This is a genomic window from Lysinibacillus sp. GW821-FHT14F06 (assembly GCF_058803665.1).
Window position 1 is genome coordinate 43,963 of the sequence record NZ_JBXAPF010000006.1, and the last position, 15,000, is coordinate 58,962.

13 protein-coding genes and 3 pseudogenes are annotated in these 15,000 nt (G+C 37.0%); 1 reads left to right on the plus strand and 15 read right to left on the minus strand.

Going from position 1 to position 15,000, the window contains the following annotated elements; all coding sequences use genetic code 11:
• Nucleotides 1-408: 408 nt before the first annotated feature.
• From AC1RNS_RS07335 to AC1RNS_RS07405, 15 genes and pseudogenes are all read right to left on the minus strand, one after another.
• Entirely contained in the window at nucleotides 409-846 is a 438-nt protein-coding gene (locus AC1RNS_RS07335) for a VOC family protein (RefSeq protein WP_492991652.1), read from the minus strand.
• A 107-nt stretch (nucleotides 847-953) separates the two neighbouring features.
• A pseudogene (locus AC1RNS_RS07340) lies at nucleotides 954-1,210 on the minus strand (transposase-like zinc-binding domain-containing protein); the annotation flags it as partial.
• Between the two features lie 118 nt (nucleotides 1,211-1,328).
• Nucleotides 1,329-2,081, minus strand: coding sequence for an SDR family NAD(P)-dependent oxidoreductase (locus tag AC1RNS_RS07345; RefSeq protein WP_492991653.1), 753 nt, complete (start codon nucleotides 2,079-2,081; stop codon nucleotides 1,329-1,331).
• Nucleotides 2,082-2,231: 150 nt separating this feature from the next.
• Complete coding sequence (locus AC1RNS_RS07350; RefSeq protein ID WP_492991654.1) at nucleotides 2,232-2,717, minus strand: CDI toxin immunity protein; 486 nt, start codon at nucleotides 2,715-2,717, stop codon at nucleotides 2,232-2,234.
• A 379-nt stretch (nucleotides 2,718-3,096) separates the two neighbouring features.
• A complete protein-coding gene (locus AC1RNS_RS07355; protein WP_492991655.1) occupies nucleotides 3,097-3,681 on the minus strand; it encodes a DUF6241 domain-containing protein in 585 nt (194 codons plus the stop codon).
• Between the two features lie 640 nt (nucleotides 3,682-4,321).
• Nucleotides 4,322-4,897 (minus strand): tyrosine-type recombinase/integrase, encoded by a 576-nt coding sequence (locus AC1RNS_RS07360; RefSeq protein ID WP_492991656.1) that lies wholly within the window; start codon nucleotides 4,895-4,897, stop codon nucleotides 4,322-4,324.
• 161 nt (nucleotides 4,898-5,058) lie between these two features.
• Nucleotides 5,059-6,351: a phosphopyruvate hydratase gene (gene eno, locus AC1RNS_RS07365; RefSeq protein WP_492991657.1), complete on the minus strand. Its 1,293-nt coding sequence runs from the start codon at nucleotides 6,349-6,351 to the stop codon at nucleotides 5,059-5,061.
• Between the two features lie 2 nt (nucleotides 6,352-6,353).
• Nucleotides 6,354-7,895, minus strand: coding sequence for a 2,3-bisphosphoglycerate-independent phosphoglycerate mutase (gene gpmI, locus AC1RNS_RS07370; RefSeq protein WP_492991658.1), 1,542 nt, complete (start codon nucleotides 7,893-7,895; stop codon nucleotides 6,354-6,356).
• The gene (tpiA, locus tag AC1RNS_RS07375) at nucleotides 7,888-8,649 is read right to left on the minus strand and encodes a triose-phosphate isomerase (protein ID WP_492991659.1); all 762 of its coding nucleotides are present in this window, start codon (nucleotides 8,647-8,649) and stop codon (nucleotides 7,888-7,890) included. The genes gpmI and tpiA overlap by 8 nt, the downstream gene beginning before the upstream one ends.
• Nucleotides 8,650-8,667: 18 nt before the next feature.
• Nucleotides 8,668-9,852 carry a phosphoglycerate kinase gene (locus tag AC1RNS_RS07380; RefSeq protein WP_492991660.1) on the minus strand — a complete coding sequence of 395 codons (1,185 nt, stop codon included), beginning with the start codon at nucleotides 9,850-9,852 and terminating at the stop codon, nucleotides 8,668-8,670.
• Between the two features lie 528 nt (nucleotides 9,853-10,380).
• Nucleotides 10,381-11,397: a type I glyceraldehyde-3-phosphate dehydrogenase gene (gene gap / locus AC1RNS_RS07385; RefSeq protein ID WP_492991661.1), complete on the minus strand. Its 1,017-nt coding sequence runs from the start codon at nucleotides 11,395-11,397 to the stop codon at nucleotides 10,381-10,383.
• A gap of 114 nt (nucleotides 11,398-11,511) precedes the next feature.
• Complete coding sequence (locus AC1RNS_RS07390; RefSeq protein ID WP_492991662.1) at nucleotides 11,512-12,543, minus strand: sugar-binding transcriptional regulator; 1,032 nt, start codon at nucleotides 12,541-12,543, stop codon at nucleotides 11,512-11,514.
• A gap of 206 nt (nucleotides 12,544-12,749) precedes the next feature.
• Complete coding sequence (locus AC1RNS_RS07395; RefSeq protein WP_492991663.1) at nucleotides 12,750-12,872, minus strand: hypothetical protein; 123 nt, start codon at nucleotides 12,870-12,872, stop codon at nucleotides 12,750-12,752.
• Nucleotides 12,873-13,243: 371 nt separating this feature from the next.
• Nucleotides 13,244-13,480: a glutaredoxin family protein gene (locus tag AC1RNS_RS07400; RefSeq protein ID WP_492991664.1), complete on the minus strand. Its 237-nt coding sequence runs from the start codon at nucleotides 13,478-13,480 to the stop codon at nucleotides 13,244-13,246.
• Nucleotides 13,481-13,564: 84 nt separating this feature from the next.
• Nucleotides 13,565-14,329 (minus strand): annotated as a pseudogene (locus tag AC1RNS_RS07405) (DMT family transporter); the annotation flags it as partial.
• Between AC1RNS_RS07405 and AC1RNS_RS07410 the strand changes: the two are divergent.
• A pseudogene (locus tag AC1RNS_RS07410) lies at nucleotides 14,330-14,926 on the plus strand (aminotransferase class I/II-fold pyridoxal phosphate-dependent enzyme); the annotation flags it as partial. It lies immediately after the preceding pseudogene.
• Nucleotides 14,927-15,000 lie beyond the last annotated feature (74 nt).

Consider the following 15,000-nt stretch of genomic DNA (forward strand, 5'->3'; position numbering starts at 1 on the left):
GAGCGATTTTCTTTCTTACCCGAGCAGTTCTCGACTCTTCCTGAGCGATTTTCTTTCTTACCCGAGCAGTTCTCGACCCTTCCTGAGCGATTTTCTTTCTTACCCGAGCAGTTCTCGATGTTAAGTGAAAGTATTTAGTTTTCATATAAAAATATTAGAGCTTTACTACAATAAAATGTAGTAAAGCTCTTTAAAGAAAGGCTCTGTTAAATTTAAAGGTTGTTTATTTATATAATAAATTAGGGGAACCTTCATTTATCAAGGTTCACCATTTTTATTAGCCAATGCCCCGGTTTGTCCAACAAGAAGAAAGAACGACTGCCCCTAAAAAAGATAGCCGTCCAGTCTGAAATATCAGTGTGTTTAAATAAGCGAAAGTGTTTCTATATATGTCAGCATATCGTCTGTTTATTTGATTTTCTCCGCCAACTCTAAAATAATTCCCTCTGGACCACGAACGTAGCATAACTTATAACTTTCTTCATATTGCTGTATCTCACTAAAGATTTCCGTGCCCTTCTTTTTCAAATTTGCAACAATAGCTTCAATATCTTCAACAGCAAAACAAATATGTCGGATACCCAGCGTATTTGCAAAAGGTTGGTGAATATTTTTTTCATCTGACGGCGTATGAAATTTAACTAGCTCTATCCATGCCTGACCATCTGGCATTCCCAATGCTACACATGCCGTTTTAACATCATTAAGCCCAACTATTCGGTCCAACTGTTCTCCATCCAATTCCCATTCCGCTTGCACTTCAAGTCCTAAATCAAGAAAAAACGCTTTAGCCTCTGAAAGATCATTTACGTTTATACTCACATGATCTATTCTATTGATTTTCATAGCTTATACCTCCTTGTGATTAAGTGCTTTTGTCAACCACTGTAATAATAGCAAATAAGAACTATGCAGCGAATTTTGATAAGCGTAAACAATCGTAAGTAAAGCCTCTTCCTGCAAGATTTAAAACGATAGCGTTGACGACCATTGTATTTCCCGAATCGAACCACGTGCACAGAATTACGGTGAGGGCACTTGAACCCATCTTTAAAGCGAGTCTCCCTCATTTCATTGATTAAACGTTCATCGACAGAGGAAGAAGGTTCAACATAACGTTTTCCTCATTGATAGACTTGTTCTTTTTTGTAAGGGGGAGTTTATCAATGTGCTTTAATAAAACTTGTCCATCCTTACAACCTCCCCGAATACTTGTTCCTATATTGATTATATAAGGAAATCAGGGATGTTTCAATTATCGACATTTACCTTTAACCAGCCAAAAAGTCATCTACATTCCTAACCACTACAAAATCTATCCTCTCCAATTATCTCCCACCACTAACATTCATAATTTCCCCAAGGATATAATTTGAAGCATCAGAGGAAAGGAAGGCAATTACCTCTGCTATTTCCATAGGTGTTGCAGCCCGTTTTATAGGTACGGATGATGTCATACGCTCAAGTCGATTATCGCCAGGAGCAAATTTATCATGAAAAGGTGTTTCTACCATTCCAGGTGCTACCCCATTCACGATTATTCCATATTCAATTAACTCTCTTGACATTCCAATCGTCATTGTATTAATCGCTCCTTTCGCAGATGCATAATGAATACTTTCTCCTGCCCCTCCAATACGTGCAGCCGCTGAAGATACATTAATAATTTTCCCGCTTTTTTTGGGAATCATATATTTTAATACAGCTTGGGAACATAAGAGAACGCTGTTTACATTTAATTTGAACGTTTCTTCCCATAGCTCTTCACTCATATCCATAAATGTACTTTGGCGGATGCCACCGCCAGCATTATTAACTAAAACGTCAATGGTGCCAAATGAGGAAATAGCTTGTTCAACCATTGAGTCCACTTCTTCTTTATTAATAACATCAGCTTGAATTGCAATGGCTTCTCCATTATTTTTTTGAATACGTTGAACGGCTTCTTTGGCACCCTCCACATTTGAATGATAATTAATAATTACTTTAGCCCCTTTAGATGCCATCAATTCGACCGTGGCAAGGCCAATACCAGAGCTTGCACCTGTGACGAGAATAACCTTTCCTGATAAGTTATGCATAGTGTTTTCCCTCCTACCAATATGTTTTTAATAGTAATTCTACATTTTACATCTTTAAACCTTTTAAAGAGATTATTATATATAGGAAATTGTGGGTTTATTAGAACTTTTAAGAAAACCTACTGAATTAACAGCACCCAAATAAACCCATCATATCCAACCTATTGTTATTACATCATCATGACAAAATTCAATTACATATCTTAACGTTGGACTATAAATCCATTGGTCTGGTCCCATATCCATAATATCCTCAATGCTTTCTAGTATTGTAAGTAAGGAGGTCTTTACCAATGGGTATTTGTAAATCCCAACAATAAGATAAACAGGAATTGAAATATCCAACGATTGATTAGTTAGGACGGTAGGAATATTCAATATGTCTTCTTTAGTAAGAATAATTTTTTTACTCACCTTTTCCCAATCAATTCTTCCCCAAAATGCAATCGGAAAGCAATTTGTCATTTTACTTTCAATTTTTTCACTTTCGCTCTCATCTAATATATCCACTGTGCTCTTTTCAGGGAACAGCTCTAACATGACCGAGATTTGTTGCTCCTTTTCCAATTTCTCTTCATGTTTCTTTCTTTCTTGGATTAGATATTCTAAACGCGTTTTTCTTTCTTCTCTATTCATAGGAAAATGCTCCTTTACTAACCGACTATACCACGCTCTTCAACTAAACTGCCCCATTAAGAATTAAATAACTTTATTATCACTTGTCTGCTTACCGTACTTACAAAAAAAAATCGCCTACTAGGTCATTAGATAACCTTTGAGGCGATTTTTGTAAGTGGCTCAAAATATTTTAAATTATAAAATGAATGTAAGCCTAAATATTTGATGATACTCTTCTTCTGTCATATAAAAACCTCCACCGATAATTTTTTTGTATCTTAGTGATTTGGTGGATTCCGTAATTGATATTTCAATAATCTCTTATTGAAATATCTTTATGTTGTAGCAATGAAAAATGTAACGAGCACGATTTCTTGTTGGTTAAATTAACCACGTGCTATTGCTTATTTCCGAAAAACTGTTCCACATATTCTTTTTCCTCTTCAGCAGTAAATAAACGAGTTGCTTTCCCTCCAGAGTCGGCAGTGCCACCTTCACGTTCCCAAACGAAATTGTGATCTTCTACCGAATGTGAAAAATCACCTTTTGACCATCTTTCCAATATTTCGATGTAAAATTCTTGATATACATAACCGTTTACATTTTTTTTGGCTATAGCTAACAATCGGTCAATTTTGGCCTGTGTGATTTGCTCATGTCCCCATTTTCCGTCAGTTTCAACTTTTTGATGAGACATAGTATGAATGGCGTATAGCATTTTATAATCTGGTAAATCGTCAGGATATTGTTTTTCCAAAGCGATTTCTTCAGAAGTTTTTTCAACATATTCTACTTCTGCTTCTTTTTCTTTTTCTGAAACAATATTATCTTCAGACGTTTCTTCGACATATCCCACGGCTGCTTTTTCTTTTTCAGGAACAGGTTTCTCCATTTGTTCGGTGAATTTGAAGTAACCAAAAATTCCACCAAAAATGCCCAATATTCCAATGAGAACGATAGTCGCCTTTGTTTTTCTTTTCATGTTATTACCCCTCAATAATTTTGTATCATTATGTAATTTTATATTGGTTTATATTATGTAATTAGGATAATAATAACACAACATTGAAATAACCTGTAGTTATGGCAATGAAAAGTCGAAACGTACAGTATACGTGACAGGTACTCTCCGATATATAGAGTACCTATATGAGCGCATAATTACGCTGATTAATTTAAATTTCAACATTCATGTGATAAATTTTTAAATTCTAATCGTCCCACCCATTTTTCTTTTTCAATTCCTCATACCATTTAGCATGTTCTGCATTTCGTATTTCTGATTGTTTAATCATTTCTTCCGTTTCAGGGTCTTTTCAGGAATGCTTTAAATATGAAAAGCAACGAATATACCAATAATCATGGCAAACACACATAATGCTATTGTCACCGTTTGGATGACGTTATTTTTGATAACCTTTAGTACATTACTTTCATCAGTTAACAAATTCCTTCAAGACGGTGGAATCAAATATGAATTGGTCAGTAAACGTGAGACTTCCAGAAAATCGGAATCTTACGGTAAATATTATTGGTTAATACAGCAAGTGACTCAATAAATGACGCAATTGCTATATATAGAAAAAGCGTCAAATAACGAGGCACCTATTGAATATTAATATTCAAAAAACAACGATAACCGAAGACGAACGCAGTGAAGGCTGAGGTGAAGGAGCAAGAATGCTTGCTCCTCGTCCGAGGCTGTGCGAGGACCTGTCCACCCAATCTACCTCTAAATTTATTAATTCCAAACATCTAATGGCTGTATCTGCAAACATAGCAATAATCACTTTGTTTCGGGCGTTCAAATACGTTTTAAAATCGTATGCTTCAATCATTTTCGCAATTTCTTGGTCAGTAAATGTAGATATAACAGTTTTATCTTCCTTCAACAATTTGGTACGTGCCATGATGTTTAACGTTACATACTCTTCTGCTACTAAATACGTGTAAAACGACCTAAACGATTTAATTACGGTGTTAATGTAAGTCGCTTTTTTACCAAGATTTAATTGATGTTGAATATATTTTTTTACATGAACTGTAGAAATGTCTTCAATTTCATTCACGTCATGAAACTCATCCAGATATTGAATGAAATGAGTTGTATTGTAGTTATAAGTTTCTGTTGTTCTGATTGAATAATTTTTAATCTGCAATTCGAATGTAAATTCTTTTAACAAGTCTTTGATAAGCATATAAAAAACCCCCAATCTACAAGTGTTTATCACACTTATAAATCAGAGGTTGAAACAATACATAAGTATTGCTAAATTCACCTAAATGTACAACATAGTTCAAGTTGTATAAAAAGGTTGTGTATTACTAAGTTCAAAGCATTTTCGCTTAAAACTACTGCTTACTTTAAGTTATAGAATGAATGTAAACCAAGATACTCAGCTGTTGCACCTAGTTGATCTTCAATACGAAGAAGTTGGTTGTATTTCGCTACGCGGTCTGTACGTGATGGAGCACCCGTTTTAATTTGGCCAGCGTTTGTTGCTACTGCGATATCAGCAATTGTTGCATCTTCTGATTCACCAGAACGGTGAGAGATAACTGCTGTATAACCAGCACGTTTTGCCATTTCAATTGCTTCAAATGTTTCTGTTAACGTACCGATTTGGTTTACTTTTATAAGGATTGAATTTCCTACGCCTTGCTCAATTCCAGCTGACAATTTTTTCGTATTTGTTACAAATAGATCATCACCTACTAATTGAACGCGACCACCAATACGATCCGTTAATAGCTTGTGTCCAGCCCAGTCATTTTCATCTAAGCCGTCTTCAATTGAAATGATTGGGTATTTGCTTGTTAATTCTTCGTACCAATCAACCATTTCTTCAGAAGTTTTCACAACACCTTCACCGTCTAAGTGATATTTGCCATCTTCTTTATTAAATAATTCAGATGATGCTACGTCCATAGCAAGTTTTATTTCCTCACCTGGTTTATAGCCTGCTTTTTCGATTGCTTCTAAAATTACAGTAATGGCTTCTTCGTTAGAACCAAGATTTGGTGCGAAACCACCTTCATCACCTACTGCTGTGTTATAGCCTTTTGCTTTTAAAACAGCTTTTAGGCTATGGAAGATTTCAGCACCCATACGTAATGCATGACGGAATGATTCTGCGCCCACAGGCATCACCATAAATTCTTGAATATCTACATTATTGTCAGCATGTGCGCCACCATTTAAGATATTCATCATTGGTACAGGTAACTGTTTTGAGTTAAAGCCACCAAGATATTGATAAAGAGGTACATCTAAATAATCTGCCGCAGCATGTGCAACTGCCATGGATACACCTAGAATTGCGTTAGCACCTAATTTCCCTTTATTTTCTGTGCCATCTAGCTCGATTAAAGTTTTGTCGATTACGACTTGATCAAGAACTGAATAGTTTCCTTCTAATTCTTGCGCAATAATTGTGTTAACATTTTCAACTGCTTTTAATACACCTTTGCCTAGGTAACGAGATTGGTCACCATCGCGTAATTCTACTGCTTCGTATTCACCTGTAGATGCTCCTGATGGTACGATTGCACGTCCAAAAGCTCCTGATTCTGTAAATACTTCAACCTCTACTGTTGGGTTCCCACGTGAGTCTAAAACTTCGCGCGCATAAACTTGTGTAATAAATGGCATAATTAATTCTCCTCTTTTTCAATTAATGATTGTCCTGTCATTTCAGTAGGCTGCGATACCTCTAATAATTCTAACATGGTTGGCGCCAAATCGGCTAAAATGCCACCATTTCGTAAAACTAAATTCGGTTTCGTCACAATTACTGGAACAGGATTTGTTGTATGAGCTGTCATTGGCTCTCCTGCTAAAGTTAGCACTTCATCAGAGTTACCATGGTCAGCTGTAATAATAGCTGCACCACCTTTTGCAAGAAGTGCATCTACTACTTTCCCTAGACATTCATCGACTGCTTCTATCGCTTTAATTGTTGGCTCTAGCATTCCACTATGCCCCACCATATCTGGATTAGCAAAATTAAGGATAATCCCATCAAATTTTTCAGCCGCAATTTCTGCAAGCAAGGCTTCTGTCACTTCATAGGCAGACATTTCAGGTTTTAAGTCGTATGTCGCAACCTTTGGGGATGCAATTAAAATACGTTCTTCCCCTTCAAATTTCTCCTCACGTCCACCACTCATAAAGAATGTCACATGCGGATATTTTTCTGTTTCTGCAATTCGTAGCTGTGTTTTACCATTTGTAGCTAACACTTCACCTATCGTGTTTTTTAGGTTGTCATTCTCATAGGCTACCTGAGCATGGACTTCATCACTATAGTGTGTGAAGGAAACATATTTTAAATTTTTTGGATGCTTAGCTGATAAAGCAAAGCCATCAAATTCATTATTTGTAAATACTTTAGACAATTGAATGGCACGGTCAGGACGGAAATTAAAGAAAATTACTGCGTCATTATCGTTAATTGTTGCCACTGGCTCTCCATGCTCATAAATACTAAATGGAATCACAAATTCATCTGTTACCTCACGCTCATAGGATGCTGCTACACCACTTTTTGCACTATCTGCCGTTTGACCAACACCATCAACAAGTACATTGTAAGTTAAAGCCACACGATCCCACCGTTTATCACGATCCATTGCATAGTAACGTCCATGAATGGAAGCAAATTGACCTACGCCAATTTCAGCCATTTGTTTTTCAGTTTCTTCGATATAATCTAATGCTGTTGTTGGTCCAACATCTCGACCATCTAAGAAGCCATGTACAAAAACATCTTCTAAGCCCTGCTGTTTAACAAGCTTTAATAGGGCAAACATATGCTCATAATGACTATGAACACCTCCATCTGACAGTAAGCCCATCACATGCAGCTTAGACTGATGTGCCTTTACATGTGCCACTGCATCTAAAAATGCTGGATTTGTAAAGAAGTCACCTTCACGAATCGATTTATTTAAACGTGTTAAGCTTTGATAAACAACACGTCCAGCACCGATGTTTAAGTGCCCAACTTCAGAATTGCCCATTTGACCTTCTGGTAACCCTACTGCTTCACCTGCTGCTGTTAATGTAGCATGGGGATACTGGTTCCAATAACGATCAAAATTAGGCTTATTTGCTTGTGCTACTGCATTTCCAAATGTTTCATCACGAAATGCGAAGCCATCTAAAATAATTAATGCTACTGGCTTTTTAGGCATTTGCCGCCGCCTCCAATAATGTTAAATATGATTCTGGTTGTAAGCTAGCACCACCAACTAAGGCACCATCAATATGCTCTTTTGATAATAATTCTGCGATATTTTCAGGCTTCACACTGCCGCCGTATTGAATACGCAAAGCAGCCGCTGTTTCAGCATTATATAAACTTTCCACAACTGCACGGATGGCTCCACATACTTGATTTGCATCTTCGGCCGTTGCTGTTTTACCTGTACCAATTGCCCAAATTGGCTCATAGGCAATGACCATATGCTCTACCTGTTGCGCTTCAAATCCAGCAAGTGCCGCTTTGATTTGACTAGCAACCTTTTGCTCAGTCGTTCCTGCTTCACGTTCTGTGAGCGTTTCACCACAGCAAATAATTGGTACGATGTTATGTGCTAGTGCAGCTGCTACCTTTTTATTAATGGCCTCATCTGTTTCATTGTAGTATTCACGTCGTTCAGAGTGTCCTAAAATAACATAGTCTACTTCCACGCTTGCTAGCTGAGCTGGACTAATTTCCCCTGTAAACGCACCTTCATTTTCATAATGCATTGTTTGTGCACCAATCGCCAGCTCCGATTCACTAGCAACCTGCACAAGTGTAGGTAAGTAAAGTGCTGGTGCGCAAACAACAGCATCCACTTTGTCATTTGAAGGGAGTTTGTCCTGTATAGCATCGACAAACTGGATGGCCTCTTCAAATGTTTTATACATTTTCCAGTTACCTGCAATAATTGGTTTACGCATCGTTTTGCCTCCAATAGTTTATTTATCGTTTAATGCCACAATTCCAGGAAGCTCTTTACCTTCCATTAATTCTAATGAAGCACCGCCGCCTGTAGAAATGTGATCCATTTTATCCGCTACTTCAAATTTTTCAACAGCTGCTGCAGAATCGCCACCGCCAATTACTGTATAACCTGCTGTATTAGCCATTGCCGAAGCTACAGTTTTTGTACCATTCGCAAATTTATCCATTTCAAAGACACCCATTGGACCATTCCAAATGATTAATTTAGAATTCTGAATGACCTCTGCATAATTTGCTGCTGTTTTTGGACCAATATCTAAGCCCATCCAATCCGCTGGAATTGCGTCTACATCTACAATCTTCGTTTCTGCATCTTTTGAAAATTCATTTGCAACAACTGCATCAATCGGCATATGTAATTGCACGCCTTTTGCCTTTGCTTTTTCAATAAAAGATTTAGCTAACTCAATTTTGTCTTCTTCCAATAAAGATTTGCCGATATCATACCCTTGCGCTTTAATGAATGTAAATGATAAACCCCCACCAATAATTAAATGGTCTACCTTTTCCAGCAAGCTTTCAATAACACCGATCTTATCCTTCACTTTAGCACCACCGATAATAGCAGTAAAGGGACGCTCAGGATTAGATAATGCTTTTCCTAATACATCTAATTCCTTTTGCATTAGGAAACCTGAAACAGCTGGTACATGCTTTGCAATACCTTCTGTTGAGGCGTGTGCACGGTGAGCTGCACCAAAAGCATCATTGACATAGACATCCGCTAATTTTGCAAATGCTTCTGCGAGTGCTGGGTCGTTTTTCTCTTCACCAGCGTGGAAACGTACATTTTCTAGTAAAAGAATGTCTTCATCTTGCATGTTGGCAACAGCTTCCTCTACCTCTTTACCAATTGATTCATCCAATTTAGTAACAGGCTTACCAATTAATTCAGCTAATCGAACTCCTACAGCTGTTAGACGCATTTCTTCTTTTACTTCACCCTTTGGACGTCCCAAGTGAGAGGCTAAAATTACTTTAGCACCCTGCTCCACTAAATATTCAATTGTAGGGATTGCTGCACGAATACGTGTATCATCCGTAATCACACCCTCCGCCATCGGTACATTAAAATCGACACGTACAAATACACGCTGCCCTTTTACCTCAATATCTTTCATCGTCTTCTTATTTAACATGAAGAAACCCCCTTCAAAGTTTTTAATTTGTGAAATCTTTGGATCACCCATCTTGGCTCCTCAATTTTTCACAATCATTATATTCAATAAAAAGCATATCCCTTAGATTCGCTAAAGTAACCAGCTTTTGATAAAGTACCCTTTTACTTGCTTTTATAGTAACAAAAGTCACGTTCTATGTCTTGCGATTGTATATACATTTGTTTAAAGATCATTAGTTAAACTTTGCACCTATTCATTCAACGCTATTTTCATGTATCAATGACGCTCCAGAAAAATTGGCTTTTTTTCGAGCTCGCTTGAAAAAGCTCCAATCTAATCCGTGACATCCCTCAGAGCTTTATCTTGATTTAGTAGATGTTTGGGATGCATGCTAAATCAAGATAAAAAAAGAGTAAGGGGTAAAACATCCCTTACTCTCTTTACCCTTGTATATTATATCTTTTCGATATTATAAAGGCTATACTTTTTATACCTAAAAAGCGGTATTATGTCACACTTTTTACTTTTATTTTTGAAATATGACGCTTATTTATGATTGAATCCTTTTTCTGCAATATATAAAGCTAAGTCCATTAAACGAGTAGAATAACCAATTTCGTTATCATACCATGCTAGAACCTTCACCATACTGTTTTCTAACACCATCGTAGAAAGACCATCCACTATCGAAGAATCATGATTGCCATTATAGTCAATAGACACTAAAGGTAATTCATTGTATCCTAAAATACCTTTAAGTTCATTTTCTGAGGCTTCTTTTAATGCCGCATTAATAGATTCCTTCGTTACTTCCGCTTTTAGCTCTACTACTAAATCAACACATGAAACGTTTGGTGTTGGTACACGCATAGAAAAGCCATCTAATTTACCTTTTAATTGTGGTAAAACTTTAGAAACTGCTACAGCCGCCCCTGTTGTTGTTGGAATCATTGACACAGCCCCTGCACGTGCACGACGTGGATCAGAGTGTGGGAAGTCAAGAATACGTTGATCGTTCGTGTAAGAGTGAATTGTTGTCATCATACCGCGGACAATACCGAATTTCTCATCTAATATTTTCGCTACAGGTGCTAAACAGTTCGTTGTACAAGAAGCATTTGAAATAACATCGTCTGTTTCAGGATTGTAATCCTCATGATTAACACCCATTACAAATGTAGGCATTGCCCCCTTCGCTGGTGCTGAAAGAATTGCTTTTTTAGCACCTGCTTCAATATGCTTACTCACTTCTTCCATAGAGCGGAATTTACCTGTACATTCAAGTACAACGTCCACTCCCAGCTCCCCCCATGGTAATTGAGTAGGATCTTTTTCAGCATACACTTTCACATTTTTTCCATTCACAATGAAAGAATCGCCTTCTGCATAAACCTCAGCATCGTAGATACCGTGTACTGAATCATATTTTAATAAATGTGCAAGCTGACCAGCATCTGTTAAATCATTTACTGCAACTACTTCGAATTCATCGTGCTTCATTGCTTCACGAAATACTAAACGTCCAATACGCCCAAATCCATTAATCGCTAATTTTAATGCCATTGTCAATTCCTCCAATAATGTTTAAATGATTATTTTGCCAAAATGGCTTTATGCTCAACCAGAGAGTGTTGAACACTCTCTGAAGTAGAGTTACTTTTTCAAACCAATACCATTCTATAAAGAAGGTAAACCCGCAGCGATAGCTTTTGCGGCTGCCTCATCAGTAATAAATATGGTTTGCTTTGGTGCAACCTTAAAATACGATAGCATTGCCTTCACTTTTTGTTTACCCGCTGCAACTGCAATTACTTGCTTACTTCCTTGAACCTGCTCAAGCTGAATACCAATCGTACGAATTCGATGAACAATCTCACCTGCAGCATTAAAATAATAGCCAAATGCTTCACTCACAGCACCCTTTTCTTCGAGAATTCGTAAATCCTCAGGCGATGAGTTCCGCCTTAAAGCCATTTCCTCCGCAGAGCCAATACCATGGATAACACAATCTGCATGCTCATAATAATCTATCATTTCCGTTACCATTGGCTCTGTTAGCATAGCTTGATATGCCTGCTCGCTTAAATGCTCAGGTAAAAACAAGGTGCGATATTGTGCATCCATCTGCATGGCAAATGTTGCAACAAGTGTGTTGGCTTGCATTTGCATTTCATGTCCAATGCCACCACGTGCAGCTACAAAAGTAATGTTTTGTGCATGTGCAGGATGTAGAAATGGTGTGAGTGACGCAACAGATTTACCACCAGTAACAGCCACCACCTGACCATCAAAACTAGAGGATAAATATACTTGCGCTGCCTCCCTACCAAGTAAGGTTAGTACCGTATCGTCCTCATTATAATCACCTGGTACAACAATCACATGCTGTAAACCAAAATGCTTTTCCAGTAATTTTGCTAACTGGGTAAGACCCGACCATTCATAGACCAACGTTCTTAATTTTTCTATTACTACTTCACCGTCATCTGTACATACCATACCCGACTTTTGGGAAACTAATAACCCTTGCTCACGTAAAATATCTGTTTCTTTCCGTATTTCTCGTTCAGTCATTTTTAGTGATTCTGCAAGTGTGCGACGCCCAATAGGCTGCATTAGCTGGATTGTCTGCAAAATACGGTATCTTGTTTGAAGAAGCAGATACATTTCTGGAAGTAGCCTTTGCTGTGCCTCAGGTACAGATAACATATCTATCTACTCCCTTTTAAATAGTAGCGGGTCCTATTTTATCCCACGATGTCATTTTGCGTCCCACTTATGATTTTATTATAATATGCTTTGAGTTAAAGAGCAAGTGTATGCTATGGAAATTGGAAAAAAATTAATATTGGTTAGTTTCCAATTATAAAAAAAGGGCCCCATAACTTTAAGATAGTTATGAGACCTTATTTGTCTTATTTTGTAAAAGATAGAATGGCGTTTTTCTTGAAACCTTCTAAAGCTTTTGTTGCTTCAATTTTATTTGTATACTCAAAAATACGAACATCTTTTTTCTCAAATACTGTAATAACCCACATTGTAAAATCTCCCTTCGAATTTGTTTTTGTAATATAACAACCACTAGAAATCGTGATATTTTTTTAAACTGTTTTATAACAATTTCTTTCTTGACTCTTATTCTACTCCGATTTATTTAAAAAGAAAGCGTAATGTGAAGGTCTTCACAAACTGTTCAAATTCAAAACGCTTTCATTGAACAATTTGTGAATTGTAAGATTGTTAACGATTAAAACAAGCTTCAACATTGAGATTGTCCTGAATTCTCACCTGATAAAATAAAAAAATTCCGCTCTTTCTTCGCTGCCATTTTATCTAGCAGGAGAAATGCGAAATTTAAATAAAGTGTTTGCTTTTTTTAAATGTGCAATTTGCTACTCATTTGTTTATTCTATTCGCAAGATAAATGCTCCATCAATGTTGCGTAATCTATATCACCATATTGTATGACTTGCCCATCCTTTTCTACTACTGGAATCATTAGCATATACTTTTCATGTACTGCCTCATCTTCTTCAATATCAATGATATCGATATGAAAACCCAAGTCCTCTTGTACAAGCTTTAGAGTATCCAAACCTTCCATACAAAGCCCGCAATTAGCCCGAGTAAAAAATTTCACCTTCACTTTACAGCACCTCCTTAGGCTATTATAAAACGAATTAGCCATATATACTAAGATACTATAAAGCTTCTCTAGTTTTTCGTACACTCATACAGAGTCTTTTTTTACTATAGAAGCATTTTTGCCAATTATAACGGACAACACAACAGCAATTGCAATAACAATTGTAAATACTGTAATCGATTCATGAAGAAATAAAGCTGCAAAAATAATCATTAAAAATGGCTGTAAATATTGTATTTGGCTAACTCTAGAAATACCGCCCATTGCCATTCCACCATACCATGCTACATAGGCTAGAAATTGACTTACAATCGCTAAATATAAAAAGCTAATCCAAGCTTTTAAAGGTGCATGTAACATCTCTCCAGAAACGTTTAGAGATACTGGTATGATTAGAAAAGGGACCGCAATAATAATGGCCCATGCAATCACTTGCCAGCTACCTAGTTCTTGTGCAAGCATGCCACTAAGCCCGAGTATTACGACAGCAGCCAATAATGCAAAGTCTGCAATATGTAACTGTCCCAACCCAAGATAAATTGCATAAATGATTACGGCTAGGGCACCTGCTATACTAGACAGCCAAAACTTACGAGATGGGATTTCCCCCGCTCTCATCATGGCAAAGCCAGCTGTAGCTAAAGGTAATAGGGCCAACTCCACCGCTCCATGAGATACTGGTAAGCTAGTCATTGCCCAAGAAGTAAGTAAGGGAAATCCTAGCACAGCGCCTAAAGAAACCATTAATAAGCTTTTAAACTGATGAGCAGTAGGTAATCTTTCTTTTCTTCCAATCAAGATTATAGCAACTAAAATTGAGGCGATTACTCCTCTTCCTAAGCCAACGACGATCCGAGCACAAAATCTGATCCATTATTTTCATACACCCCTTCTGGAAGAGTTATTTATATAAAGAGTTTTTCTAAGATTTTTCTCCCTGGTTTAAGGATTGCCACTATCATTCTTCCCCAAATAATGAGCAGCCATTTTTCACGCTACAAGTTTACTGCTGATTTTAATAATTCCGTTCTTTCGCAGGGGGCACTTGAGATTTATTTAAAGAATGGAATGTTTCAAAGTCATATAAAAAAAATAAAGGAGCTCTATTTTGGAAAGATGAAGCACTTACAGGAGGCTTGTGAGTTATTACTACCTAATAACACGATTTACACAAAGCCAGCATCTGGATTTTATCTTACAATCTACTTACCAGAACATGTTGCAGCAAAGCAAATTGTTCATTTGTTAAAGGAACAACAGATTTTGGTTGATGATGCCTCTAGAATGTTCCTGTCAGAATATAAAAAGGAAAACCTAATTCGCCTAAGCATTTCTCAAGTGGAAGATGATCAAATTCATACTGGCGTAGAAAAGCTGGCTCATTGTATCACGTTGATTGACAGCAAGAAATATGATAAGACCCGACATAAAATTCAACTCTTATAAACCATATTTCTCACATAAAAAGACTGCGCAAGTAATATGGAGGGCACTGAAAAACTAAAAAAATTCACTTTTTT

Bases quoted from the DNA above. Each gene is read 5' to 3' on its own strand.
- AC1RNS_RS07335 (WP_492991652.1), bottom strand. From the start codon at position 846: ATGAAAATCAATAGAATAGATCATGTGAGTATAAACGTAAATGATCTT.
- AC1RNS_RS07345 (WP_492991653.1), bottom strand. From the start codon at position 2,081: ATGCATAACTTATCAGGAAAGGTTATTCTCGTCACAGGTGCAAGCTCT.
- AC1RNS_RS07350 (WP_492991654.1), bottom strand. From the start codon at position 2,717: ATGAATAGAGAAGAAAGAAAAACGCGTTTAGAATATCTAATCCAAGAA.
- AC1RNS_RS07355 (WP_492991655.1), bottom strand. From the start codon at position 3,681: ATGAAAAGAAAAACAAAGGCGACTATCGTTCTCATTGGAATATTGGGC.
- AC1RNS_RS07360 (WP_492991656.1), bottom strand. From the start codon at position 4,897: ATGCTTATCAAAGACTTGTTAAAAGAATTTACATTCGAATTGCAGATT.
- eno (WP_492991657.1), bottom strand. From the start codon at position 6,351: ATGCCATTTATTACACAAGTTTATGCGCGCGAAGTTTTAGACTCACGT.
- gpmI (WP_492991658.1), bottom strand. From the start codon at position 7,895: ATGCCTAAAAAGCCAGTAGCATTAATTATTTTAGATGGCTTCGCATTT.
- tpiA (WP_492991659.1), bottom strand. From the start codon at position 8,649: ATGCGTAAACCAATTATTGCAGGTAACTGGAAAATGTATAAAACATTT.
- AC1RNS_RS07380 (WP_492991660.1), bottom strand. From the start codon at position 9,852: ATGTTAAATAAGAAGACGATGAAAGATATTGAGGTAAAAGGGCAGCGT.
- gap (WP_492991661.1), bottom strand. From the start codon at position 11,397: ATGGCATTAAAATTAGCGATTAATGGATTTGGGCGTATTGGACGTTTA.
- AC1RNS_RS07390 (WP_492991662.1), bottom strand. From the start codon at position 12,543: ATGTTATCTGTACCTGAGGCACAGCAAAGGCTACTTCCAGAAATGTAT.
- AC1RNS_RS07395 (WP_492991663.1), bottom strand. From the start codon at position 12,872: ATGTGGGTTATTACAGTATTTGAGAAAAAAGATGTTCGTATTTTTGAG.